Annotated in this window: 28 protein-coding genes and 1 pseudogene; 20 read left to right on the top strand and 9 right to left on the bottom strand. The window is 56.7% G+C overall.

Annotated features, from left to right (window positions below):
- Positions 1-186: 186 nt before the first annotated feature.
- The 3 genes from FRT59_RS04780 to FRT59_RS04770 form a co-directional block, all read right to left on the bottom strand.
- Positions 187-1,200 carry an AraC family transcriptional regulator gene (locus tag FRT59_RS04780; protein ID WP_153870535.1) on the bottom strand — a complete coding sequence of 338 codons (1,014 nt, stop codon included), beginning with the start codon at positions 1,198-1,200 and terminating at the stop codon, positions 187-189.
- A gap of 14 nt (positions 1,201-1,214) precedes the next feature.
- On the bottom strand, positions 1,215-2,042 hold the full coding sequence (locus FRT59_RS04775) for an oxidoreductase (protein WP_153870534.1): 828 nt from the start codon (positions 2,040-2,042) through the stop codon (positions 1,215-1,217).
- A gap of 482 nt (positions 2,043-2,524) precedes the next feature.
- Positions 2,525-3,439, bottom strand: coding sequence for a LysR family transcriptional regulator (locus tag FRT59_RS04770; RefSeq protein WP_034118828.1), 915 nt, complete (start codon positions 3,437-3,439; stop codon positions 2,525-2,527).
- A gap of 64 nt (positions 3,440-3,503) precedes the next feature.
- Here FRT59_RS04770 and FRT59_RS04765 point away from each other — a divergent pair, with 64 nt between their 5' ends.
- Positions 3,504-4,127, top strand: coding sequence for a LysE family translocator (locus tag FRT59_RS04765; protein WP_153870533.1), 624 nt, complete (start codon positions 3,504-3,506; stop codon positions 4,125-4,127).
- Between the two features lie 198 nt (positions 4,128-4,325).
- On the top strand, positions 4,326-4,829 hold the full coding sequence (locus tag FRT59_RS04760; protein ID WP_034118715.1) for a GNAT family N-acetyltransferase: 504 nt from the start codon (positions 4,326-4,328) through the stop codon (positions 4,827-4,829).
- Positions 4,830-5,059: 230 nt separating this feature from the next.
- On the opposite strand, the gene FRT59_RS04755 is transcribed toward FRT59_RS04760, so the two are convergent.
- A complete protein-coding gene (locus tag FRT59_RS04755) occupies positions 5,060-5,509 on the bottom strand; it encodes a GNAT family N-acetyltransferase (protein WP_198809589.1) in 450 nt (149 codons plus the stop codon).
- Positions 5,510-6,661: 1,152 nt separating this feature from the next.
- On the opposite strand from FRT59_RS04755, the gene FRT59_RS04750 reads away from it, so the two are divergent.
- Complete coding sequence (locus FRT59_RS04750) at positions 6,662-7,621, top strand: hypothetical protein (RefSeq protein ID WP_153870532.1); 960 nt, start codon at positions 6,662-6,664, stop codon at positions 7,619-7,621.
- Positions 7,622-7,794: 173 nt separating this feature from the next.
- On the opposite strand, the gene FRT59_RS04745 is transcribed toward FRT59_RS04750, so the two are convergent.
- Entirely contained in the window at positions 7,795-7,944 is a 150-nt protein-coding gene (locus tag FRT59_RS04745) for a hypothetical protein (protein WP_153870531.1), read from the bottom strand.
- A 79-nt stretch (positions 7,945-8,023) separates the two neighbouring features.
- Between FRT59_RS04745 and FRT59_RS04740 the strand changes: the two genes are divergently transcribed.
- Positions 8,024-8,260, top strand: a complete 237-nt coding sequence (locus FRT59_RS04740; protein WP_153870530.1) for a hypothetical protein — start codon at positions 8,024-8,026, stop codon at positions 8,258-8,260.
- A gap of 1,142 nt (positions 8,261-9,402) precedes the next feature.
- Positions 9,403-10,128, top strand: coding sequence for a hypothetical protein (locus tag FRT59_RS04735; protein ID WP_153870529.1), 726 nt, complete (start codon positions 9,403-9,405; stop codon positions 10,126-10,128).
- Here the strand turns inward: FRT59_RS04735 and FRT59_RS04730 are convergent.
- Complete coding sequence (locus FRT59_RS04730; RefSeq protein WP_153870528.1) at positions 10,107-10,316, bottom strand: hypothetical protein; 210 nt, start codon at positions 10,314-10,316, stop codon at positions 10,107-10,109. The genes FRT59_RS04735 and FRT59_RS04730 overlap by 22 nt on opposite strands.
- 83 nt (positions 10,317-10,399) lie before the next feature.
- On the opposite strand from FRT59_RS04730, the gene FRT59_RS04725 reads away from it, so the two are divergent.
- On the top strand, positions 10,400-11,080 hold the full coding sequence (locus FRT59_RS04725) for an SOS response-associated peptidase family protein (RefSeq protein WP_153870527.1): 681 nt from the start codon (positions 10,400-10,402) through the stop codon (positions 11,078-11,080).
- Here FRT59_RS04725 and FRT59_RS04720 read toward each other — a convergent pair.
- The 3 genes from FRT59_RS04720 to FRT59_RS04710 all read right to left on the bottom strand — a co-directional run bounded on the left by FRT59_RS04720 (position 11,077) and on the right by FRT59_RS04710 (position 14,837).
- Positions 11,077-11,871: a DNA adenine methylase gene (locus tag FRT59_RS04720; protein ID WP_054919850.1), complete on the bottom strand. Its 795-nt coding sequence runs from the start codon at positions 11,869-11,871 to the stop codon at positions 11,077-11,079. The genes FRT59_RS04725 and FRT59_RS04720 overlap by 4 nt on opposite strands.
- Before the next feature lie 156 nt (positions 11,872-12,027).
- Positions 12,028-13,080 (bottom strand): phage portal protein, encoded by a 1,053-nt coding sequence (locus tag FRT59_RS04715; RefSeq protein ID WP_153870526.1) that lies wholly within the window; start codon positions 13,078-13,080, stop codon positions 12,028-12,030.
- Positions 13,080-14,837 carry a terminase ATPase subunit family protein gene (locus FRT59_RS04710; RefSeq protein ID WP_153870525.1) on the bottom strand — a complete coding sequence of 586 codons (1,758 nt, stop codon included), beginning with the start codon at positions 14,835-14,837 and terminating at the stop codon, positions 13,080-13,082. Before FRT59_RS04710 ends, FRT59_RS04715 begins: the two co-directional genes overlap by 1 nt.
- A gap of 152 nt (positions 14,838-14,989) precedes the next feature.
- Between FRT59_RS04710 and FRT59_RS04705 the strand changes: the two genes are divergently transcribed.
- The 14 genes and pseudogenes from FRT59_RS04705 (at position 14,990) to FRT59_RS04640 (ending at position 21,847) form a co-directional block, all read left to right on the top strand.
- Positions 14,990-15,868, top strand: a complete 879-nt coding sequence (locus tag FRT59_RS04705) for a GPO family capsid scaffolding protein (RefSeq protein ID WP_153870524.1) — start codon at positions 14,990-14,992, stop codon at positions 15,866-15,868.
- Positions 15,869-15,913: 45 nt separating this feature from the next.
- The gene (locus FRT59_RS04700; RefSeq protein WP_019818191.1) at positions 15,914-16,921 is read left to right on the top strand and encodes a phage major capsid protein, P2 family; all 1,008 of its coding nucleotides are present in this window, start codon (positions 15,914-15,916) and stop codon (positions 16,919-16,921) included.
- 11 nt (positions 16,922-16,932) lie between these two features.
- On the top strand, positions 16,933-17,652 hold the full coding sequence (gene gpM / locus FRT59_RS04695) for a phage terminase small subunit (protein ID WP_153870523.1): 720 nt from the start codon (positions 16,933-16,935) through the stop codon (positions 17,650-17,652).
- Positions 17,653-17,752: 100 nt separating this feature from the next.
- Positions 17,753-18,214, top strand: coding sequence for a head completion/stabilization protein (locus FRT59_RS04690; protein ID WP_124414149.1), 462 nt, complete (start codon positions 17,753-17,755; stop codon positions 18,212-18,214).
- Positions 18,214-18,426 (top strand): tail protein X, encoded by a 213-nt coding sequence (locus tag FRT59_RS04685; protein ID WP_065932283.1) that lies wholly within the window; start codon positions 18,214-18,216, stop codon positions 18,424-18,426. The genes FRT59_RS04690 and FRT59_RS04685 overlap by 1 nt, the downstream gene beginning before the upstream one ends.
- A gap of 27 nt (positions 18,427-18,453) precedes the next feature.
- Positions 18,454-18,807, top strand: a complete 354-nt coding sequence (locus tag FRT59_RS04680) for a putative holin (RefSeq protein ID WP_019818195.1) — start codon at positions 18,454-18,456, stop codon at positions 18,805-18,807.
- 1 nt (position 18,808) lies between these two features.
- Positions 18,809-19,087 carry a phage holin family protein gene (locus tag FRT59_RS04675; protein WP_065932284.1) on the top strand — a complete coding sequence of 93 codons (279 nt, stop codon included), beginning with the start codon at positions 18,809-18,811 and terminating at the stop codon, positions 19,085-19,087.
- Positions 19,084-19,929: an N-acetylmuramidase domain-containing protein gene (locus FRT59_RS04670; RefSeq protein WP_153870522.1), complete on the top strand. Its 846-nt coding sequence runs from the start codon at positions 19,084-19,086 to the stop codon at positions 19,927-19,929. The genes FRT59_RS04675 and FRT59_RS04670 overlap by 4 nt, the downstream gene beginning before the upstream one ends.
- Positions 19,926-20,180 (top strand): hypothetical protein, encoded by a 255-nt coding sequence (locus tag FRT59_RS04665; protein ID WP_153870521.1) that lies wholly within the window; start codon positions 19,926-19,928, stop codon positions 20,178-20,180. The genes FRT59_RS04670 and FRT59_RS04665 overlap by 4 nt, the downstream gene beginning before the upstream one ends.
- The gene (locus FRT59_RS04660) at positions 20,177-20,380 is read left to right on the top strand and encodes a hypothetical protein (RefSeq protein WP_153870520.1); all 204 of its coding nucleotides are present in this window, start codon (positions 20,177-20,179) and stop codon (positions 20,378-20,380) included. Before FRT59_RS04665 ends, FRT59_RS04660 begins: the two co-directional genes overlap by 4 nt.
- A pseudogene (locus FRT59_RS04655) lies at positions 20,377-20,739 on the top strand (Rz-like lysis system protein LysB); the annotation flags it as partial. The gene FRT59_RS04660 and the pseudogene FRT59_RS04655, both read left to right, overlap by 4 nt.
- Positions 20,663-20,920, top strand: coding sequence for an Rz1-like lysis system protein LysC (gene lysC, locus FRT59_RS27120; RefSeq protein ID WP_342448775.1), 258 nt, complete (start codon positions 20,663-20,665; stop codon positions 20,918-20,920). The pseudogene FRT59_RS04655 and the gene lysC, both read left to right, overlap by 77 nt.
- Positions 20,917-21,399, top strand: a complete 483-nt coding sequence (locus FRT59_RS04645) for a phage tail protein (RefSeq protein ID WP_153870517.1) — start codon at positions 20,917-20,919, stop codon at positions 21,397-21,399. The genes lysC and FRT59_RS04645 overlap by 4 nt, the downstream gene beginning before the upstream one ends.
- Entirely contained in the window at positions 21,389-21,847 is a 459-nt protein-coding gene (locus tag FRT59_RS04640; RefSeq protein WP_153870516.1) for a phage virion morphogenesis protein, read from the top strand. The genes FRT59_RS04645 and FRT59_RS04640 overlap by 11 nt, the downstream gene beginning before the upstream one ends.
- Positions 21,848-21,900: the final 53 nt, after the last annotated feature.

Here is a 21,900-nt window from a genome sequence, read left to right as displayed (position 1 = left end):
GGGATGGACGCGGGCAGGTCGCGCAGGCGGAAAACAGCCCCTTGCTGCGCATAGCAGGGGACAGATGTATTTAGCGAAATGCTCAATCCATGCAGGTTTTTAACCACGATATACGGCGCAATTATCTCCTTGAGATCTGAGGTGTTATCCAAACGACAAGATGTAGAAAATCATCTTCTAAAAACACTAGGAGTAAAAAACGTTGCCTGACCATTGAGAACGGTAGACTCCAGGTGTGATGCCTGACCACGATTTGAACGCACGGTGGAAGGTGTTTCCGTCCTCAAAACCCAACAGATACGCTACTTCAGCAACGCTGATTTGCGAACGGCTCAAGTAATGCTCGGCAAGTCTGCGCCGCGTCTCCACCAGCAACTTTTGATAGCTGCTGCCTTCAAGCTCCAGCGCACGCTGCAAGGAGCGTTTGCTCGTCGCTAGCCGTTGCGCGACCGCATCGATGTTCGCCTGGCCGCTTGGCAATAAGTCAAGCAGCACCCCCTGCACACGCTTGCGTACGCTGGCCGCGGCGCCCAATTCACTTAAGCGCTTGTCCAGCAGCGGCTGAAAAAACGCCCACATGGGTTGGTTCGCGGTCAGAAAAGGCCGCTTTGAATCACTGTCGCTAAACCTGATTGAAGGCTTGGGGCCCACCGTGACAGCGCAGCCGAAAAACGCTTCGTAAGGGCCGCAATCATCGGGCGGCGTCGGTAATTGCACACGTATTGGGCAGATCCGATGACGGGTTGCCAGGCGAGCCAGTTGAGTAAAAAACACAAGCTCCGTCATTACGGTGCTGGCAGGCCATGACGGCACAACCCTCGGAAACTCTACACTCACCGCCATGAAGGCCGCTTGCTGCTCAATGTGCAACACCAGAGGCCCTATCAGCGCTTTATAGCCGGCAAGTCGCCGCAGGGCGACCTCCAGGTTCGGGCTGCACAAGCTTGCAAATATGGGAGGGTCAAACGCTTCGGCGGTAATCGCTTTGCCTATGATCAATGGCAGTTCTTGCCCTTGGGTCAACTGCTCCAGTGCGAGCCAAAGCTGGTAATACTCTATCGGGTCCACGCTCGCATCTGGCCGGGCAAAAAGGTCATCGGGAAGCTTGGCAAGCCTCAGCACATCGGCAACGTTCGCACCGAGATCAGCAATGAGCAACGCCCACCCCGGATGCACCGAAAACTGCGTAGCAGGCCTCATAGGTCTCGCTCCTGTCACCGCACCATAGCTATCATTAGCTTGTCGTAAATCCGGTCACCCAGCCATTTGCGGATGGTCATCAGTGGCCGCGCATATTTACCCCCAACATAGCGTGTTTTGGGATGGGCGCTACGCACAGCCTTCAACACCAGGTCGACGATTACCTGGGGCTTGGACAGCGACCCGGGTTTATACGACTGCCGAGTGGCAGAGGCGACCTTTTGGGCCATGGCATGGTAAGCACCGTTTTCCGAGCGGCGAAGCATGGGTTCCAGCATGACCGCCCCAAACTCGGTGTCGATCGCGCCCGGTTCAATCAAGACCACGTTGATACCGAACTGTCGAAGCTCCAGGCGCAAACAATCCGACCATCCTTCCAGAGCATGTTTGGTGGCGTGATACCAACTGCCTAGCGGGGTGTAGACCTTGCCCCCCATGGAGGAGATATTGATGATGAGACCTTTGCCCTGGCTACGCATACCCGGCAGCAGGGCCTGCGTCAGTCGTGCAAGCCCGAACAGGTTCACCTCGAATTGGTAGCGGGCGTCATCGATCAGGGTGTCTTCCATCGCCCCGTATAATCCAAAGCCGGCATTATTCAGAAGCACATCTACCGTACCGTGCTGACTTTTAATGTGGGCAACGACTCGCTCCACATCCTGCTCGCTAGTGATATCCATCGCGAGTGTAATCGCCCCCAACCGGCGCAGTTCCGTCATCTGATCCACGCGCCGGGCGACGGCGTAAACGACCATGCCCTCCCCCAACAAAGCCTGCGCGAAAGCCTTCCCCATCCCGGAAGAAGCGCCCGTTACCAGTACTACTCGACTTGATTGCTTCATGGAACAAACCTGCGCCTGACTCGATGTGAGTGAAGGTTATCGCCAGGTCAGGAGAGAGGCATTGGTAAGACACGCCAGTTGGCATGCCAATGACGCCAACTCGAAGTCATCGACACTAAAGCTCCGCTACTTCCCCCCACAAACAACCGACATCGGCCCCAACCAAACATAGGTGTAGTACGCGAACGCCTGTGAACTGTTCAAGTAATCTGGAGATGTCGGGGGTCAAACCGTATTATCTGACGAAATAGCGCCTTCGGATCCTTGGCATATTCAACACGCTGCACCGCTAAGTGCGAAGTGGTGAGAGACACGGCTCACGCCTCTCCCACACCCAAGATCCATCCCTGATGCACTGCACACCATTCGCCTCATTGACTCAGATTCCCCAGGCCCCTACAAACCGCTCCCTCTCCCGCCGCTTTTCCGTCGCACCGCGGTAATAGCTGTAGCTAAGCAAGCCAACCAATTCTCGTATCCAGCTATGCCAACGTCCGCAGCCATTCCAGCAGGTCGGCCTGAGGGCTATCAGGCCGCAACGGCTCAGGGGATAACAGGCAGTAGCGTGAGCCATCCTCCACGAAATCCAATGGAGCAGTTAAGACACCCGTCTCCAAATCGTCTCGCACTAGATGCCACGGCCCGATTGCCACACCCAGGCCTGCCACAGAAGCCTGCAAGCTAAAATAGAAGTGCTCAAAGGTTTGCCCTGTCGTATCGGGTGGAGACTCGCCTACAGCTGACGCCCATTCATGCCAAGCACTTAGACGCGAGCGGGTATGCAGACGCGGTGCGGTCGCCTTAATCACGGTGCCCGTCTTCTTCTTGGTGAACCAAGCTGCTGCCTTATCGGAGCGGCAAACTGGTCCCACTTTTTCCGCGAAAAGAGGCTCGACGTGGTAGCTGTTGGGCCAAGGAAAATCATCACGCCGGATGGCGAGGTCGATACCGTTGGCGAAGCTGAACGGCCCCCCGCCAGCTACGAGGTGTACGTTGATGTCGGGGTGCCGAGCCTGGAAGGTTGACCAGCGTGGAATTAGCCATCGCATTAGCAGTGTCGGCTCACAAGACAGTACCCAGCGCCGCTCTTGTCGAGCACTGACACGTAGTTCGCTAATAGCCTGGCGCATCAGATCCATGCCTTTGCCGACAGCTTTCGCCAACTTGCAACCCGCATCGTTCAGGTACACACGCCTGCTCCGCCGATCGAACAACGGAATGCCAAGCTCGTCCTCCAGCAGACGTACAGCGCGACTGATCGCGCCCGGAGTCAGATGTAACTCCTCTGCTGCCCTGCTGAAATTCTCTAGGCGAGCCGCTGCTTCGAAGCAGCGCAATGCAATCAGCGAAGGCATGCGTGGTTGTGAGTCTGGCTCACCATTTCTATCAGGAATCATCGTTATCAACTAAGCATGGGGTTCAGTAATATCTCGTAAATCCTGCAATTATACAGAATACGACATGACCGAATTGTTAGCCGTAATCACGATAACCCTACTCGCCGTTATCAGCCCAGGCCCGGATTTTGCCATGGTATCGCGCAACAGCCTTATTCTCTCGCGGCGCGCTGGGGTGCTGACAGCATTAGGCATAGGGTTGGGTGTCCTTGTGCATGTTACGTACACCCTCGTGGGCGTGGGTCTGGTAATTCAGCAATCACTCTGGCTATTCAATGCTATCAAGCTCATCGGGGCGGTCTACCTGGTTTATCTAGGCGTGAAGATGCTTCGATCCAAGCCCAGCCGTGTATCAGTCGACAGAGGCTTAGCATCGCTATCGGATCTAGCTGCAATGCGCACCGGCTTCCTGACCAACGTGCTAAATCCCAAGACCACCATCTTCATTATCAGTTTATTCATGCAGGTGGTTCGCCCTGATACGCCTTTGGCAGTACAGATAGGTTATGGGGCTATTATCTCAGTGGCGCATGTTGCGTGGTTCAGCCTAGTAGCGCTTTGCTTTTCCGCAGGCCCTGTACGGAATAGATTGCTGGCTGTGCGCCATTGGATCGACCGCGTGTTTGGCGGACTTCTGGTCGGGTTCGGTATTCTGCTGACAGTAGTAACCGGGCCGTCGCATTTGTAATCTCGCACCTTGAAAGAATATCTGCTTTTGGCCGATTGAGGGCTGTCGCAAAGGGCAGCAACCGGCCAAAAGCAGTCAGTGGGATCTATCTAAAAACTCGGGGTGACTCACGTTGACATCGTTGGCAGCAAAACTAGCCATTTATCACCTTAATTTACTACACTGCGCTGCCATACCCCCTCTAGAGGATGATGTAAAGTGACCACATCGTTCGAAGAAATAGTTATTGAGCGATTTACAGAGGTGCACGTCGAAGGTGTAACAGCGCTCTACAACGAGCCAACGGTATGCCGTCAAGTACTTCAGATGCCTTATCAACCAAATGATATATGGCGAAGCCGTCTATCTGGCTGCGATGAACGTCGAGTCCAATTAGTGGCAGTCCACAAAGGTAAAGTCATCGGTAATATTGGGTTAGACCAGTATTCACGAATCCGACAAAGCCATGTCGGCTCAATCTATATGGGTGTCGCGCTAGCTTGGCACGGCAAAGGTGTAGGGAGCCAATTGATGGGGGCCGTTTTGGAGATTGCTGATAACTGGATGAATCTTCACCGGGTAGAGCTAACAGTCTACTCGGACAACAATGCCGCTAAATCCCTCTACCAAAAATTTGGATTTGAAGTTGAAGGGACATTGCGAAAGTATGCGGTTCGTGACGGTGTCTTTGTCGATGCACTTGCAATGGCTCGTCTACGTTAGTTCGAGAGCTTTTAGTGTTGTGTGACGTCCGTTTCTGGATGGGTATCATCTGTCTCTACGGTGCCGAGTCGCGCAGCTGTGTGTGCTGACGTTCGACGCCGCTGGGGCCATTTTGAAGGCACGGTTCTTCAATTTTACGACCGAGCTTTGCAAAAGACTCTGCTGCTATTGGGCCCACTCAATGGTGCTGATGAAATCAACTGTGGTTGAGTGGCATACGGCGAGAGAATCTAGCACTTGGAAGTGTTGAATAACAACAGTACATAAGGGGCTTCGCCCGGCTCTTCGATGCGACTAACTGGCGTATCCGCTGGCACGACTGCCCGCCAAAATTTTAATCCGTTCATATTGTCAATCATGGTTGAAACTCGCCAGGCTCCTGCGTGTAATTTGAAGAGTGTACGCACCGCCGCTCTTCCGACTGAGTCGCCGCGATATGATTCTGCTACAAAAAACTCGGCCATCTCAAACAAGGGCGCATCGCTCAATGTTCTCACAAGAGCAAATCCAGCAACCTTGCCATTCACAAGAATAAAATAGGGGTGCCTCTCAGGCTCCTCCCAGTAAAGTGGGAGGTACGGATACGCTGTGTCTACGCCCAGCTCATGTAAGTAATCGACCAGCATAGCGGTCAAAATTCCTTGCGAGTTCTTTGCCACAACGCTGACTTCAATATTCACTATTTATCCTTTAGTTATGATTAGCAGAGCAGTTTCCTGGAGAACAGAAGCACTCCCAGCTTACCCTTTGAAGTCACAATGGATTTGCATGCTCTCTGTTTGGTTGTGATGAATACTGAAGCCGCACTGCTCAAGTTCTCCTTTGACGTGTTTAATAACAGCGAGGTGCTCCTCCGCTCTACGCTGTTGAAGACTCAACGATGTAAAGACTCCCAGGGGCAAGAATCGCAGTCTTTTTCCATTCAGAACGATTGACACATCTACATGAGAACCATCCACGTCATGCCCATTGGAGCCAAATATATCACCCACCTCGCTCTTTCGACTGGGGTAGCATGTGCAAAATAGCTTGATACCTAGCCATCTTGACATGTGCCTAAATACACCAAGCCTGCTACTTTTATTTTCATATCCACGAACGAGCAATAGCTTAACGGATGACGGGAGTTTCGACTGGACTTCAAGCAACTTAAGAAATACATTTTTTTCAATTAATACTTTAGAGGATGGCCAGCGAGGTGCAACCTTTAAACCTTGGGATTCCCCTTTAAAAAGTGTCAGCATGCTGTTCGAACTCTTATCGTTTATCTGTGTGACTTCCTAAGAGTTTATCATGCGTCAGCGTGTTTAGTATTGTCCTCACAATTCGATACTCCGGGAAACCAGCCCCTCCAGAACTTAAAAGAACCCCGAGCGTTTTTTTGTTGCAAGTGCCTGTAGCGCCAATCCCGACACCCACTGCCAACGCCGACATCTGACGCTGTGCAAAAAAGGGGACCAAAAAGAGGACAGATTTATTTAACATTTGGGTCTCGCGACGCACGATCAACACCCAGCCCCCCTCCGACCCATTCCTGATAAACTGCCCACCCTTCGCATTATCCATCCCAGATCCCAATGCCCTCAGTCATAGCTCCACCGCAAGCCCTGTCCCGCCGCTTCTCCGTCGCTCCCATGATGGATTGGAACGACTGATTCTACAGCCCCCGTAATACATGGCCTTCAGAGCCACCCCAAAAAGCCCATACCACTTTCGTACCACCAGAATGCCCCAGCACTGAAGCCCTGTCCGTTACCTCGGCAAATACGATTGATCTTTCAGCTCAACACGTATACTCACTGGAGATCACGTCATCGTTAGGCAAATGGCCCATGGCAAAGAAAAAAACGGACGGCAAACAGTTAGAGAACGTCGTCACTTACATCGAGAGTTTGCGGCTCCCAACGGATTGGACGATCACACCCCGACTGCTCAGTAGTACTGATAAGGGAAGGCCAGGAGCTGAGCTCGACATAATGGTCGAAGGCAAGGTTGGCACGATCGACTTCAAGTGGCTTATTGAATGCCGAGACCGACCGTCAGCAGGACCCGCCCCTGCTGCATGGATCGAACAGCTGATTGGCAGACGGCAGAGATTTAACCTTTCACGCGTGACGGCAGTTTCTACAACCGGCTTCAGTGCTGCCGCATTGGAGGAGGCAGCGCGCTTTGAGATCGACACTCGAGAATTTAGGGAGCTTTCCCCCTCTGAATTCGAGGGTTGGCCAGAGCTTGTCGGCATGCCCCATCGCACAGAGTTGCGCTACCTAGACAAAATTGAGTTTGGCATAGAGTCACTCCCGCGAACGGTCAGCTTAGAGAGCCTGAACGAGCTGTTACGAGGCGATCAAGCGAACATTTCGCTTCGAAATGTGAATAACAACATGACCATCACTCCGCGTGAGGTTTTTACAAAAACACTCGGTAATCATCCGGAGCTACTGAGTGGCTTGACGCCGAACGGTCCAGCAGTACCAGTGCATTTCAACGTCACCTTAAAGGAGCCCTATGCCTTAGATACGTCCGATGGCCCAGTGCCCATTGTTCTACTAAGGTGTACAGGTAGCGTCCAATGGCTTGAGGAGCACAAACCGTTGGTTCTTTCGGGCGAGTACTCCCGCAGTCCCACTGGAGAAACGATTTCGCGATTGCGGATGTTCGAACCCCTGGAAATTCTGGGCTTGAATCTACAGACGGAAATTCATGAAACTCCCGGTATTCCTGGCTCCACAGTCGTATTTAGGAATATCTCCGAAGCACCACGTCAGGCAGTTAAGAAACCCAAGTCTTAAGGATTTCGGGGGCAGACCACGATATCCGACGCAATGATCACCTTGAGATCCATATTCGGGTCCGATGTGACTCAAAATCAGCCAGCATCACAACGCACGGGATCAACGATATGGCAGCGCAAGAAGGAATTGATGCTTTGGTGAGAGAACTAAGCAACTGTGGGAAAGGCTCCTCAGGGTATGTGGCTGTTCTGCAGGGCCTTGGTGAAGCCGGTGGTGCGCAAGCGGTAGACGTATTGATCAAAGAGATGCACGCCTGTGGGCGCGGAAGCGCTGGCCATGTCGCCGCAGCCATAGCGCTGGGGCGTGCTAGTCGGAATCAATAAACGTCCCCAGAACAACAGAAAGGAACATTCGCCAGGCTATCTCGGCCAGGCGTAACTGCAACAAGGAGTCGTCGCGATGGCTGAACAATTTGAACCGGAAAAAACCTACGCACTTCACTATGAGGGTGATCGCCTGGGCGTAGTGCGCAAAGGACTGTATTACGAGGGACCAGAGGCCTGGCAGGTTGGGGAAATCAAAGACGGAACCTTTTATTACAACGGCAAATCGGCTGGCACCATCGAAGGGCTGATTGTAACGCGGACCGAACCCAAGCCCGTAACTATGCTACGACTTGTCCCTCTGGAGGAGTAACCTCACCCAATTCCCCATAACGCCGCTTAGATAAAAGGCTCCGCACATCGACCAAGTGCAGGAGCCTTTTTTGTACGCTGTATTTAATCCATGCCAGGCCAGCGGCACCCAAGACCACCCATACAACGATTGCCTATCACCTCAATCCCTCTATCCAGCTCCCCAGCACCTGACATCGCCCTAACAAATCAACGCGACCAACAAACGCCGCTCGTACGTGCGCACCCGCACATAAGGGAGCCCTAAGCTCAAAATTTTTCGGGCTAAAAAAAAGAGTAACATAAGTAATCTTGACCATTTTTTACGCTCAAGCCATTGAAATTAAAGGGTTTTGCGTTTCAAGCAAAAGGTAATATTTAAGTAATATTGAAGTAATCTGATTACTCTCTATAAATGTAATTCTCTACTTTAATAAAAACCTTTAAAATCAATAGGTTGTAAAATAATTACCTTTTCAATTACTTCTCTATTACTCCTTTTTGTAATCTCATAGCCCGCGGAATACGTGGCCTCCAGACCGTTTCTGTGGGGAGATTACTGAAATTACTCTTTTTGAGACTCCCCCCCTCCCCCTCAACAGCAGAGCCTCCAGCCCCCTTCTACGAAATACCCCCTCGGTGCAGGGTTCCGCAGGCTTTTGACCACTCCACAACGCCGAGCAGCCCCCCAGCCGGTGCCGCGTTGAGCTATCCGCAGGGCCGCAGAAAAAACGACCCATTTAGCCCGCAGGCGAGGTGGGGGGACGACGGCGCGCGCCAGGTGCAGACCAACCTACCAACCGCCTGTAGCACGTCAATTCCCCGGAATGTGTAGCACGCCACAGCCCCACCCAGTAGTGCGTCCACCGAGCCGATGACTCCCTTGCCGTCCCGCCGTGCTTCAGCGAGCCAGTCGATGCTTCAGGACACGGCCGTAGCCCCGTGTTTATTGGCTGTCACCCCCGCTTTCCATTGTCGTGACACCTCAAAAGTGCTATGTTTGACTGGGTTTTTTCGCGCCCTCCGAGCACAAACTTTCATCCCTTCCTGTTCACTTTTGCCGCCTGCGGTACCCCCTTCTTCTACAGCTCGTCGCTTCAAATCGCGTCTTGGTCAAACCTCGATTACTGTATGCGCATACAGTACAAATAAGCAGTCAGACGCATGACCCCTACTGAACTCAAAACGGCATGGCTCGCCAAATGGCGTCGAACTCTTGACGACGGTGTGTACCGAATGGATCACCCCGAAGCCCATAGAGTGTCTTGCCGGCTGGAAGCCCGGGACATGCTAGAGGCCGGCGTGATTGATCAAATGGAAAAGTTGGAAATGGACGAGCTGGCCGATGCGGCTTACTGGCATGCCGTCGAAGAGCTGGCTACCGCCGCTGAGGGGTACATGTTTGGCGGCCACTACGATGTAGTGCGCAAAGCTGGAGCAGTGTGCATTGGGCGGATTGATGCCAACACATACTATTCAGCCACCGGGCCAGGAGCGGATGGGTTTGATGGAAAGGTATTTGGCACAAAGCACTACCTGCGCTTGGTATTTCGCCGTAACGATGAAGCCTGGCCCATTAAGGGGCTGTTGCTTACCGCGCCATGTGGTGAGTTGTATGACCTAGTGCAGACCGCACAAGTTATCAATGGAAAGGTTTATCCAATCATTTGCGACGCGGATGCTTATCGGACGGTGGTAGATTGCGCACAGATCGCCTTGGAAGAGCACGATTTCGAGAGCTATCGGATAGCCAGACCTCTGGTGGTCACGGCCAAATTCGCAAAGTGTGCCGCTTGCCTTGACCGCTTTGGGCTGCGTGAGGACTGCATGAACTGCGCAGGCCAAGGCTTCATCGCTAAAACTGGCAGTCAACCAACGTCGTCTGCGTAAGCAGAAACCGCCTCGTCGACCAGCTCCCGCCATTCGCCACAATCGATCACCTTACGCTCAAGCATGCTGTCAGCTAGCGCCAGGCGTGTTTCATACCGGTATTCTGGTGACCCAGCTTTAAACTCTGCGTCACTGAGAAGCGCAAACCAAGCCTCCATCTCGTTAACCTGCTGTATATCGGTTGTCATGACGAATCTCCCGCCCAGGTGTCTATTCGATAGAGACCGGCCGGGGTACGGCTGTTCACCAGGACCGACGGGCGGAAATAGATATGTGCGGAAGGCTCTCGCAGTACAGCGGCATCCACGACTTCGTTGCGGCGTTGAGCATGCCCAACGCGCTGGTTAATTCCGTAGGGGATCTACCGCTTGACCGCTATAACGTCGCTCCTACGACCCAGGTTGCGCTACTGCACCTGCAGGGCGAGCTGCTGCGCGCCGACCCAGTGCGCTGGGGCTGGCGACCTCACTGGGCAAAGGACCGAGCCGCGCCAATTAATGCCCGAGTTGAGAAGGTCGCTCATGGGCCGTTCTTCCGCTCGATCTGGCCACATCGCGCAATCGCGCCCATAGATAACTGGTTTGAATGGGTCGATGAAGGCGGGCCGAAAAAACAGCCCTACCTGATCCGTAGACGGGATGGCGCGCCGGTACTATGTGCATCCATCGGCCAGCTACCTGACTCCGATGAGGGACCAGGCGAGCATGACGGCTTCGTGATTATCACCGCCGACAGTGCCGGCGGCATGGTGGACATTCACGACAGAAGGCCCGTGGTGTTAACCCCGGACCTAGCCCGTGAATGGTTGGACCCGGCGACGCCCAAGGAACGTGCCGAGCAGATGGTGTTGCACCAGGGCGAGCCGGCAGAGGCCTTTGAATGGTTTAAGGTCGACGTTGCGGTGGGCAACGTGAAAAACAAAGGCCCCAGTTTGATCCAGCCGGTGAGTTAGAAGAGTCCGCCGAAGGCGTTGGGCTCCCAGTTCATGATCACCAGCTCGCCGCTAACTTCGGCCTTCGCCTGGCGTTGATTTGCCGTGCTGTATCGAATATCCACCGTTTCGAAGTGGAACCCCTCAAACACCCGCCTGATATCGGGGTGATCGTTGATGCTCACCATCACCTTGCCTTTGCAGCGCCGCATGAACTCGGCCATCCGTTCATAGTTTTCGAAGGGGAAGTCCACGCCATAGCCGGCGGTCTGCCAATACGGTGGGTCCATGTAATGGAAGGTATGTGGCCGGTCATAGCGCTCGGCGCACTCAAGCCACCCGAGGTTCTCGACGTAGGTACCGGACAAGCGCTGCCAAGCTGCAGACAGGTTCTCCTCGATCCTCAGCAGATTGATGGCCGGCCCCGTTGTGGCGGTACCGAACGTCTGCCCACTGACCTTCCCGGCGAAAGCGTGGTGTTGCAGGTAGAAAAACCGAGCCGCGCGCTGGATATCGGTAAGGGTTTCCGGCCGGGTCATCTTCTGCCATTCAAACACCTGCCTGGAGCTGAGTGCCCACTTGAACTGGCGCACGAACTCTTCCAGGTGGTTCTGCACGACGCGGTACAGCGTCACCAGGTCTCCGTTGATATCGTTGAGAACCTCAACCGGAGCAGCCTGTGGGCGCATGAAGTAAAGCGCGGCGCCGCCTGCAAAGACCTCGACATAGCATTCATGGGGTGGAAACAGTGGAATTAGACGATCTGCCAGGCGGCGCTTGCCGCCCATCCACGGGATAATAGGTGTGCTCATAAGTGATCCTTGTTTTGGAAATTGGATTCGCTTAGGCTTCGCACCCCCTGCGCAGTGGGGCGAGGCCTTGGTTGGAGCACTCGGCGTGTTCGAGTGATTCAGCGTCGAGCGGGTGTTAGCGCACCAGCTCGTCGCCTCGTTTACTGCGCGGGGGTACTACTTTCCCCCCGTTGGAAGCTCAAATTCTTTGAAGCTGACAACCTCTTCACCCAACCACTCGTTTACCTGGGCCAGCCTGGCCTGCAGCGGTTCCAGCTCGTTGACCGCCCAAACTTCAGCAGCCTCCCGCAACGACCCGAAACCGCCCGCGTTCTGCGGCACGATGCCCATCAATTGGGGTGGAATGCGCAACGCCGCAAGCAGATCGTCGCGGCTGATGTTCTTGATCGAGCTGAATTCGTCCTTCGCGGCCACCTCGCTCACCGGGATGAGCTGGATGCCATCTTTCTTGCCAGCAGGCGCGTACACGAACAGGTTTCGGAAGTTGCCAGGCCCTTTCGAGTTCTTCAGCGCGGTGCGCAGTGAGTCGATGTCTTCTTCTTTCTGCGCTGCATCGGTCATGTACAGGATGAAACCGGCGTGACTGCCGTTGTTGTAGTACTTGCGGCGGAATAGCGTGGCGCTCTCGTTGAGCAGCGCGCTTTGCAGCGCTGCCAGCCACTCCGGCAACCCATAAATCTCTTGATTGATATCGGCTTCACGCAGGTGGCAAATCGAACCTGGTGCAAACTCGTGCTCATCCTTCCAGCCGCGCACTTGGTAATAGGCTTCCATGTCCACACCTCGACGCATGTACTTCGCCAGCGGTGGCAGCAAGCCCATGGTGTTGCGCAGCATGTTGTTGCGCTTTTCCAAGTAGCAGTTGCCGCACCAGAGCCAGTCTAGGGCGAACTGTTCAAAGGCCTGACGGCTCAGCAACCGGTGAGGAACGAACGTGCGGGCCAGCATGTTCCGCTTGAAGTTGAGACCGGACTGCAGGTAAACGCTGGCCCGCGTCGTTTTGGCTAGGCCGTCCATGGACATGGGTGTTTCGAACCAACGCCCATTGGCCCAGCATTCCAAATAGTCGAGGATCTCCCTGCTATCGAGCACAGGCGCCGGGTCACCGAAGGTGAACGCCTCCACCGGCCCGGATTCAGCCGGCAGCACGTCCCCCTCAATGGGTGGCTGAACGGTGGTCAGTTGGGTTCCGCGCTTACGTTTGCTCATCAGTAGGACTCCATAAATCCGGTATTCGCCGTGGTCTGCCCTTCAAGAGGCTCGTTATGCAGGGCGTGGAAGGTCGCCCACGCCAAGTCGGCATGGCCTGTCTCGTCAGTGCGACCGGCCGTGTAAGTGAACATGCGCCCGGAGGCGGTGACTGTTTTGCGGATAGCCATCAACGACTGCGCCATGTCTGTCCAGCCGGCATCGAACTCCAGGCGACCGTTCTTGATGACGTCGTAAGCCTTCAACACCAGGCGCGTTTTGACCTCGGGCGAGTAGCTGAACGTGGTGATGTTTGGGAAGAATTGCTTGACCAGCTGCGCGACGCCGGACCCCATGCCCGTGATGTCGATACCGATGTAGGTCACCCAGTAACGTCTGGTGACCTGGCGGATCGCTTCCGCCTGTGCGGCGAAGTCCATTCCCCTGAATTGGTGTCTCTCCAGCACGCGGAACTTGCCGCCAGGGACTGTCGGTGGGGCAATTACCACCAACGCAGCACTGTCGCCGTTCTCGGCTGGGTCATAGCCAACCCAAACCTGACGATCCCCGAACGGACGCGCTGCAAATGGTTTGTAGTCCTCGGCCCAAAGATCCCAGCTGTCCACCATGCAAGGCTGCAGCATCGCAAGCGGGAAAATGCTGGCCCCGTCGTCGATGAACTGGCACATCAGCAGGTTCTGGAAAGCCTCGGCATCGTATTCCTGGCGCAGTTCGTCCAGGTCGAACAGGTCGCAGCCACGGTCCTCCGCGTCCAGGATGGTGACGATCTGTCGCCATACCCGGTCTTCACACAGCCGGCCCTGTTGCAGAACATCATGAGAGACGTCGATTTTGACCCGTTGCGCCGCCGGCTTGCCTTTGTTGAACCGCTCACCGGTCCAGAACGTGTAGGCCTCATGGGCCATGCTGGAAGGCGTCGAAAAGTACGTTCGTCGGTATTGCTTCTGCATCGCCATGCCGCTGGCGACCTTGTTCAGTTCCTTGAATTTGAACGTCCAGAAAAATTCGTCGAAGTAGAAGTTGCCGTGATAGCCCTGGGCCGTCCGAGCGTTGGTCCCCAGGAAGTGCAGCTCGGCGCCATTGCCCAGAATGATGGGATCGCCCGTCAGCTCAACGCCGACTACCTCACGGGCAAAGGCCTGAATGTAGGCCTTGAAAATATGCGCCTGGTTTTTCGAGGCTGACAGGAAAATCTGGTTACGGCCTGTCGTCAGCGCATCGATCAGCGCTTCACGGGCGAAATAATACGTCGCACCGATCTGACGTGACTTGAGGATTGCGCGGGTGCGCTGGTTACCGGCCTTGTACCAATCCAACTGGTAGCCGAAACAGCCGTCGATGAACGCTTCGGTCAGCTTTTCAATGTGTTCTTCGTCGAACTCGTTACGTTTCGGCGCCTTCTTCGGCCCCGCATTGCGCTTCGCCAGGTTCGGATTCAACTCGGTTTCGGTACCGCCGTCGTTGAAGCGCTGAATACGGGCTTGCCGCTCCAGCTGGCGGTGCAGAAGGTCAATTTCCTTGTAGTCGGCCCCTGACTTCGGGTCTTTTAAGATCAGCTGCACCAGGCGGGCTTCGGTCGCCGCCTGGATACGCTCCAGCGGCGTCGCGCGGTCCCATTCGTCCCGGGCTTTCCAGCTGTGCAGCGTTTTTTCCTTCTCCCCGATCAACTCAGCGATCTCGCACACGCGATAGCCCTGCCAATACAGGTGCTTGGCGTGGCGGCGGTGATCGGTAGGTAGTTCGACGATGGCATTCATGGCGCAGATGCTGCCGCCCGCGCGCGAACAGTTCCCCCTCCGCCCCTTGTAGATCAACGATCTACAACAGCGCCTCGTTGCCCGTCGCGCCCGCGCTCAACAACATGCGCTCATCGCCAAGGCAGACTGCCACCGCACTGAGGGATTCACGCATGGCCGGCAAAACCGACAACCCAGCCAAGAAACAACGCTCCAAGTTCTTCCGCGTCGCCGTTGAAGGCGCCACCACCGATGGTCGTCAGATCGAGCGCCAATGGTTGGTCGACGCTGCCGAAACCTACAGCCAGAACACCTACGGTGCGCGGGTTTGGATTGAGCACATGCGCAGCTTGCTGCCGGATAGCCCTTTCCGCGCTTACGGCGATGTCGTCGCGCTGAAGACGGAAGAGGTCGAGATTGCCGGGGCTAAAAAATTGGCCTTGTTCGCGCAAATCGAACCGACCTCCGACCTGATCGCTATGAACAAAGCACGGCAGAAGCTGTACACCAGCATCGAGATTCGGCCGAAATTTGCCGACACCGGCCGCGCCTATTTGGACGGCATCGCCGTTACCGATACCCCGGCCAGTCTGGGCACCGAGATGCTGACGTTCAGCGCCCAGCACCCGGACATGAACCCGCTGACCAGTCGCAAACGCGATCCCGGCAACCTCTTCTCTGAGGTCGTCGAAATCGAACTTGAATTCGAAGAAATTGAGGACGAAGGCGGCAAAGTCGCAGGCCTGTTTACCCGCGTTCTCGACCTACTCGGCAAGAGCAAGGACAAGGAAGGCAAGGACGCCGCTCTATTCACTGAACTCGGCGAGGCTGTTGAAGCCATGGCCGAGCATGTCGCCGGTCAGGGCGAAGCCTTTACCGCCGAAAAAACCGCCCGCGAAAAGCTGCAGACCGCTCACGAGAAGCTGTCTGCCGACTTCACCGCGTTGGTTCAACAGCTCGAAAAAACCCCGGACACCACCGGCCAGAAACCGCAGTACTCCGTTCGCCCGCCGGCTACGGGCGGTGACGGCGCACTCGTCACCGACTGCTGATCCAGATCACGGACAACACCCAGCCAAGGAACATCGGAGAACACCATGCGTAACGATACTCGCGTTCTTTTCAACGCTTACCTGCAACAACTCGCCCAATTGCACGGCGTGAGCGACGTCACCACCAAATTCACAGCCGCTCCATCCGTTGCCCAGACATTGGAAACCCGTATGCAGGAGTCGAGCGCGTTTCTCAGCTCGATCAACGTCTACGGTGTATCCGAGCAGTCGGGCGAAAAAATCGGCATCGGTATCGACGGCACTATTGCCGGCACCACCGATACCACTCAGCAAGACCGCGAGCCACGCGATCCTACCGGCCTCGACAACCGTAGTTACACCTGCACCCAAACCAACTTCGATACGGGCCTGCGTTACCAGAAGCTGGATCAATGGGCCAAGTTCAAAGACTTCCAGGCGCGTATCCGTGACGCCATCATCCGGGCCCAGGCGCTCAACCGGATCATGATTGGCTGGAACGGTACCAGCCGTGCGGCGACCTCTAAACCGGACATCAACAAGCTGCTGCAGGACGTTAACGTCGGATGGCTGCAAAAGATGCGCCTGGAGAACCCTGCACGCGTTATGAAAGAAGTGGTCGACGGCAGCGGCAAGATCCAGATCGGCGCGGGCAAAGACTTCGAAAACATCGACGCCCTGGTCGTGAGCATGGTCAACGAGTTCATCGAGCCCTGGTACCAGGAAGATACTGACCTGGTGGTGATCTGCGGTCGCCAGCTGCTGGCCGACAAGTACTTCCCGATCATCAACAAAACCCAAGCGCCGACCGAAATGCTTGCGGCCGATATCGTCACCAGCCAGAAGCGCATCGGCAACCTGCCGGCGGTGCGAGTGCCTCACTTCCCGCCGAACGGCCTGCTGGTTACCCGCCTCGACAACCTGTCGATCTACTGGCAGGAAGGCACCCGCCGCCGCACGGTGGTGGATAACGCCAAACGCGACCGTATTGAAAACTACGAGTCGGTCAATGAAGCCTACGTGATCGAAGACCTTGGCTGCGCTGCCATGGCCGAAAACATCACCCTGAGCTAAGGCGAGCAACCATGACCAACCCTTGCCGTCGTCACTTCCAGCGCATCACAGCAGCCGTTGCAGCGGCTGCTGTGGCCGGACCAGCCATGACCATGGAAGGTTCCACTGTTTACGAACTGCACCTGGCGAAGCTCCAGCAGGACTACTTGCGCCTGAAACAGGTGCAGTCCACCGAGGGCAAAGCAGAGCTGAAAAAGCAACTGCTGCCCGAATACGTCCCATACGTGGAAGGCGTGCTGGCAGGCGGCAAAGGCGCGCAGGACCAGGTGCTAACCACTTTAATGGTTTGGCGAATGGATGCCGGCGACTTTGCCGGCGCCCTGGACATTGCCGAGTACGTCATCCAGCACGCCTTGCTCATGCCTGACCGCTTCGAACGCACTACCGGCACCATCGTTGCCGAAGAAATTGCCGAAGTCGCCCTGAAGGCGCAGAAGGCCGGTGGCACGTTCGACGTGAAGCTGCTGCTGCGTACTGAGCAAATCGCGGGTGAAGAAGACATGCCCGACCAGGCTAAAGCCAAGCTGCATCTGGCCCTGGGCAAAGCGTTCGCAGAGATGGTTTCGGACGACGACACATCGGAAAGCAAGGTGGCCGCCCTGTGTCACCTGGAGTCCTCGAAAAAATATCTGTCCCGTGCCATCGAGCTGAACACCAACTGCGGTGGCAAGAAGGATTTGGAGCGCGTCGAGCGTCTCCTCAAAAAATACGCTGCTCCGGCAGCTGACTGAGCGTCCCCACGCACCCCGCCGGCTCGGGGCGGATCGGCCAGGCCGCTCCTCCTGAACGTGAAGCCCCGACCACCGGCGACCTATTTCCGAGTGCAGTCTCATGAGCGCATTTGTAGCCAGCGGCACCGTTGCCAGCGGCCACATCAACACCGACCCGTTCTGGCCGTCGATTGACCTGGATAGCCTGCGCGCCACCCTGCGCATCGACGCCAGCGTCACCCCAGCCCGCTTGGAGACCGCCGTGATCTCTGCCGCTATCAACCTCAACCGCGAGCTGAGTGACTGGCGAGCAGCTCAACAGGCAGCTGGTTACGCCACGTTGGACGCTGTACCAGGTGATCGGATCAAAGACGTATCGGTAAAGGCTCACCTCTACCGCCGCGCGATCGAGGCCGGTACCGGCGCCGAAGTCTGCGAGCGCTTTCGCGACTACAGCGCCACCAACACCGGCAACAACAAGGCCGAGGAGGTCGCACCTACCATCGATGACTACCGCCGCGATCTGCGTTGGGCGGTGCGTGACTTTCTCGAAAAAAGCCGCACCACCGTGGAGCTGATCTGATGGCCGTCGCCGTCCGCGCCAATCAAAACGACACCGTCGACGCCCTGTGCTGGCGGTATTACGGCCGAACCGCAGGCGTCACCGAAGCAGTGCTGCAGGCGAACCCCGGCCTGGCCGACTACGGCCCCGTCCTGCCACAAGGCCTCGTTATCAACATGCCCGAAGCCCAAACCAGCGCGCCCCAACGGCAGATGGTGAACCTATGGGACTGACCCACTGCTACCAAGGAAACCCACACCATGGCTGATCCGACTTCCAGCGTTGTGTCCGGCCTGCTTATTGGCCTGGGCCTGGCGAGCGTCACGCCAGTCATCGACGACGGGGCGCTGTTCGGCGCCATCCTCGGCGCTTGGCTGGTCACCAGCACCAAGCGCGACCTCAAGGTCTGGCAGCGCCTGGGCTCTCTGTTCCTATCGGCCGGGGTAGGCTACCTGTTCGCCCCCATGGCCTTGCAAGCAATTCCGTTCATCACCAGCGGCGGTAGCGCTTTCCTCTGCGCCCTGGTGGTCATCCCGATCAGCATCAAACTGATGGTGTGGGTGGAAAAGGCGGACATCTGGGACATCTGGCGTCGCATCCGAGGGGGCACCTGATATGCCGAACATCGAACTGGCCGTGCAGTTGATCGCGGCAATCGCCTACTTGCTGAGCGCTCTGCGCCTGGCCTGTTACACCCGGGGGGATGCGCGTTACCGGCGCAGCATCTCCCTGCTGGCAAGCCTGTTTGGCGGAGTGCTCTGCATCTGCGGTCTGGAAATCCTACTGGACCGTCAGCCGACGAGCTTCGGCCAGGCCGCAGCCATCGTGCTGCTCTGCATCCTGATTTTCCGTTCACGCGGCAACGTCGCCGCCCTGTTGAGGCCCAGTGCATGACCACCACCCTTCGCCACGGCGACCGCTCGCAGGCGGTGCTTATTCTGCAAAAGAACCTCAACAGGTACGGTGCCAACCTGGTACCGGACGGCCACTACGGTGACGCCACCGAGATCGCCGTACGCGCCTACCAGTTGAAAGTTGGCTTGGTAGCCGATGGCGTTGCCGGCACCAAGACCCAATCCAGCCTGGCAGGCGGCGATTGTGCCGAACTGCTGCGCAACCAAGACCTGGTAACCGCTGCTGAACGCCTCGGCGTGCCGCTGGCGACTATCTACGCCGTCAACGAAGTGGAATCGAAAGGCAAAGGCTTCCTGGAAAACGGCAAGCCGGTGATCCTGTTCGAACGGCACGTCATGTACCGACAGCTCGCGAAGGTTCGACACCCAGGTGATGATCCAGCGGAGATCAAGCGGCATGCCGATGAACTCGCCGCGACCAATCCCGCCCTGGTCAATCCGAAGGCCGGTGGTTATGTCGGCGGTACCGCCGAGCACCAGCGCCTGGCGATGGCCCGCCAGATCGACGACACGGCCGCGCTGGAATCGGCCTCCTGGGGCGCCTTCCAAATCATGGGCTATCACTGGCAACGTCTTGGCTATGCCAGCGTGCAGGACTTTGTGGCGGCAATGAGTGCCGGCGAATCGCAGCAATTCGACACCTTCACCCGCTTCATCGAGACGGACTCGGTGCTGCACAAGGCCCTGAAAGCCCGCAAATGGGCCGAGTTTGCCCGTCTCTACAACGGCCCGGACTACCTGCGCAATCTCTACGACACCAAGCTTCAACGCGCCTATGAGCGGCACGCCAGTTGCGAGTGCGGGCAAGGGGTGGCGGCATGAGCACTCCATTGCCTCAGCGTTTTCCTTATCACGAGCTGTTCGAAAAGCTCGCCGTCCTTCGCCCAAGGCCATTTGACGTACTGCTGCTCCCCGCTGAGACCACCAACGAAGAAATGCAGAAAATCGTGAGTGCGGCAGGTTACATGCTTCCCCATCACACCCTGGCTGTCCGGGGTGATGTTCAGTTACTGGACGAAGCCGCGATGAACGCACTTGGTTGGTACCGCGCACCGGAGAGTCAGCACAAATGATCGACTTTAAAGCGGTTCAGAAGCTGCGAGTGCAGGACGGTGACCTTTTGGTGGTCCCGGAATCGACCGAACAGGACGACATGGTACGGCTGGCCGAGTGCATCCAGCTGATGAACAACGCAAGGGCTGTAATCGTGCGCGGCCCGATTAAGCAGCTCGACACCGCTGCCATGAACAAACTCGGCTGGTACCGCGCGTGAGCACCCTGCGCCAGGCCCTGTACGGCATTGCCCTGCTCGGAGCCCTGGCGCTGCTGATTTGGGGCCAGCAACAGCGCATTAACACCGCCCAAAGCCAAGCAGACCTGGCAAAGAGTGCAGCCAAGACGGCCCGCGACGACGCCGACCGCAATCTGGCGACCGCCACCACGCTCACCGCCACGCTGAAGCAAGAGCGCGAAAACCAGTCAACTCTGCGCGCCCAGCAGGATCAACTGCGCCAGGCCCTAGCAAAACGCGCACGAACCATAGAGGAACTGAAACGTGAAAACGACGAACTACGCGACTGGGCTGCTCAGCCTCTGCCTGACGTTGCTCGCCGGCTGCGCGAACGCCCCGCCCTCACCGGCGCCGCAGCTTACCGTGACTGGCTGTCCGGCCGTGGTGCCGTGCCAGCTGCCAGCGACAAGCCCAGCCAGCAACGGTGACCTGCTCACCGACGAAGACCGCGCCGAAGCCGCCTGGGCCGACTGCGCCACACAGGTCGACATGGTCTACAAACACCAGCAGGCCCATCCATGAACAAGCCCGAGAGCCTCCGCGCTCACCTGCTGGACACCGTAGCCGAGTTCCAGAACAACCCCGACCGGTTGCTGATTTTCATCGACAACGGCAAGGTCCGCTGCACTGCTGCGGCGACCTTTTCTTTTGAGTACAGCTACGATCTACAGATCATCATGACCGCCTTCGCGGGGCACCCTGACAGCGTGATGCTGCCCGTGCTGGGGTGGATCAGTGTCAACCAACCGGAGCTGCTGGAAAACTACGAAAAAATGCAGACCGGTATTCAGTTCGAAGCCGACATTCTCGATAAAGACAAGGTGGATCTCGGCCTCACATTGCGCCTGACAGAGCGGGTGGTGGTAGGCACCGATGCACAAGGCAATACAACCGTGAAGCATGCCGGCGAGCCGCAGCGAGTGGCAGGTTACCTCGATCCGAATTGGGTGCCAGGCTCCGAAGGTAATGCCGGCGAATGGGTAGTGCCTGATGACAAGTAAGCTTGAAGCCCTGGAGACTTGGGCGTCCGGCCTGCTGGAGCAACTCCAGCCAGCCGCCCGCAATCAGCTCGCCCGATCCATCGGCCAGGAACTGCGGCGCAGCCAGCAAAAGCGGGTGCTGACACAACAAAACCCGGACGGCAGCAAGTTCGCACCACGAAAAAAGCGCGACTTGCGCGGCAAGCAAGGCCGCATCCGGCGCAAAGTTGAGATGTTCAAAAAGCTGCGTACCGCGACCTACATGAAGGCCCGAGGCGATAGCAACGCTGTGACCGTGGGTTTCACAGGGCGAATCTCCCGCATCGCCAGGGTGCACCAATTCGGTTTGAAAGACCGCGCGGAACGTGACGCGCCCGAAGTGCGCTACGAACAACGCGAGGTACTGGGCTTTACGGACGAAGACCTTGATCTGATCCGCGACAGCTTGTTGGCCCACCTGACACTGTAGATCCCCCTCCTACAAGGCGCCGAAGCTGCGCCCGCACGCGCGTGGCGCCACCA

Source organism: Pseudomonas haemolytica (assembly GCF_009659625.1).
Classification (GTDB): domain Bacteria; phylum Pseudomonadota; class Gammaproteobacteria; order Pseudomonadales; family Pseudomonadaceae; genus Aquipseudomonas; species Aquipseudomonas haemolytica.
The sequence above is the reverse complement of the archived record's forward strand: the minus strand, read 5'-3'. Positions and strand labels throughout refer to the sequence as shown.

Coding starts and splice junctions, on each gene's coding strand:
- FRT59_RS04780 (WP_153870535.1), bottom strand. CDS start 1,200: ATGAGGCCTGCTACGCAGTTTTCGGTGCATCCGGGGTGGGCGTTGCTC.
- FRT59_RS04775 (WP_153870534.1), bottom strand. CDS start 2,042: ATGAAGCAATCAAGTCGAGTAGTACTGGTAACGGGCGCTTCTTCCGGG.
- FRT59_RS04705 (WP_153870524.1), top strand. CDS start 14,990: ATGGCCGGCAAAACCGACAACCCAGCCAAGAAACAACGCTCCAAGTTC.
- FRT59_RS04725 (WP_153870527.1), top strand. CDS start 10,400: ATGTGCGGAAGGCTCTCGCAGTACAGCGGCATCCACGACTTCGTTGCG.
- FRT59_RS04700 (WP_019818191.1), top strand. CDS start 15,914: ATGCGTAACGATACTCGCGTTCTTTTCAACGCTTACCTGCAACAACTC.
- FRT59_RS04740 (WP_153870530.1), top strand. CDS start 8,024: ATGGCTGAACAATTTGAACCGGAAAAAACCTACGCACTTCACTATGAG.
- FRT59_RS04685 (WP_065932283.1), top strand. CDS start 18,214: ATGGCCGTCGCCGTCCGCGCCAATCAAAACGACACCGTCGACGCCCTG.
- FRT59_RS04675 (WP_065932284.1), top strand. CDS start 18,809: ATGCCGAACATCGAACTGGCCGTGCAGTTGATCGCGGCAATCGCCTAC.
- gpM (WP_153870523.1), top strand. CDS start 16,933: ATGACCAACCCTTGCCGTCGTCACTTCCAGCGCATCACAGCAGCCGTT.
- FRT59_RS04730 (WP_153870528.1), bottom strand. CDS start 10,316: ATGACAACCGATATACAGCAGGTTAACGAGATGGAGGCTTGGTTTGCG.
- FRT59_RS04645 (WP_153870517.1), top strand. CDS start 20,917: ATGAACAAGCCCGAGAGCCTCCGCGCTCACCTGCTGGACACCGTAGCC.
- FRT59_RS04680 (WP_019818195.1), top strand. CDS start 18,454: ATGGCTGATCCGACTTCCAGCGTTGTGTCCGGCCTGCTTATTGGCCTG.
- FRT59_RS04665 (WP_153870521.1), top strand. CDS start 19,926: ATGAGCACTCCATTGCCTCAGCGTTTTCCTTATCACGAGCTGTTCGAA.
- FRT59_RS04660 (WP_153870520.1), top strand. CDS start 20,177: ATGATCGACTTTAAAGCGGTTCAGAAGCTGCGAGTGCAGGACGGTGAC.
- FRT59_RS04690 (WP_124414149.1), top strand. CDS start 17,753: ATGAGCGCATTTGTAGCCAGCGGCACCGTTGCCAGCGGCCACATCAAC.
- FRT59_RS04720 (WP_054919850.1), bottom strand. CDS start 11,871: ATGAGCACACCTATTATCCCGTGGATGGGCGGCAAGCGCCGCCTGGCA.
- FRT59_RS04750 (WP_153870532.1), top strand. CDS start 6,662: ATGGCAAAGAAAAAAACGGACGGCAAACAGTTAGAGAACGTCGTCACT.
- FRT59_RS04765 (WP_153870533.1), top strand. CDS start 3,504: ATGACCGAATTGTTAGCCGTAATCACGATAACCCTACTCGCCGTTATC.
- FRT59_RS04770 (WP_034118828.1), bottom strand. CDS start 3,439: ATGATTCCTGATAGAAATGGTGAGCCAGACTCACAACCACGCATGCCT.
- FRT59_RS04670 (WP_153870522.1), top strand. CDS start 19,084: ATGACCACCACCCTTCGCCACGGCGACCGCTCGCAGGCGGTGCTTATT.
- FRT59_RS04715 (WP_153870526.1), bottom strand. CDS start 13,080: ATGAGCAAACGTAAGCGCGGAACCCAACTGACCACCGTTCAGCCACCC.
- FRT59_RS04710 (WP_153870525.1), bottom strand. CDS start 14,837: ATGAATGCCATCGTCGAACTACCTACCGATCACCGCCGCCACGCCAAG.
- FRT59_RS04640 (WP_153870516.1), top strand. CDS start 21,389: ATGACAAGTAAGCTTGAAGCCCTGGAGACTTGGGCGTCCGGCCTGCTG.
- FRT59_RS04735 (WP_153870529.1), top strand. CDS start 9,403: ATGACCCCTACTGAACTCAAAACGGCATGGCTCGCCAAATGGCGTCGA.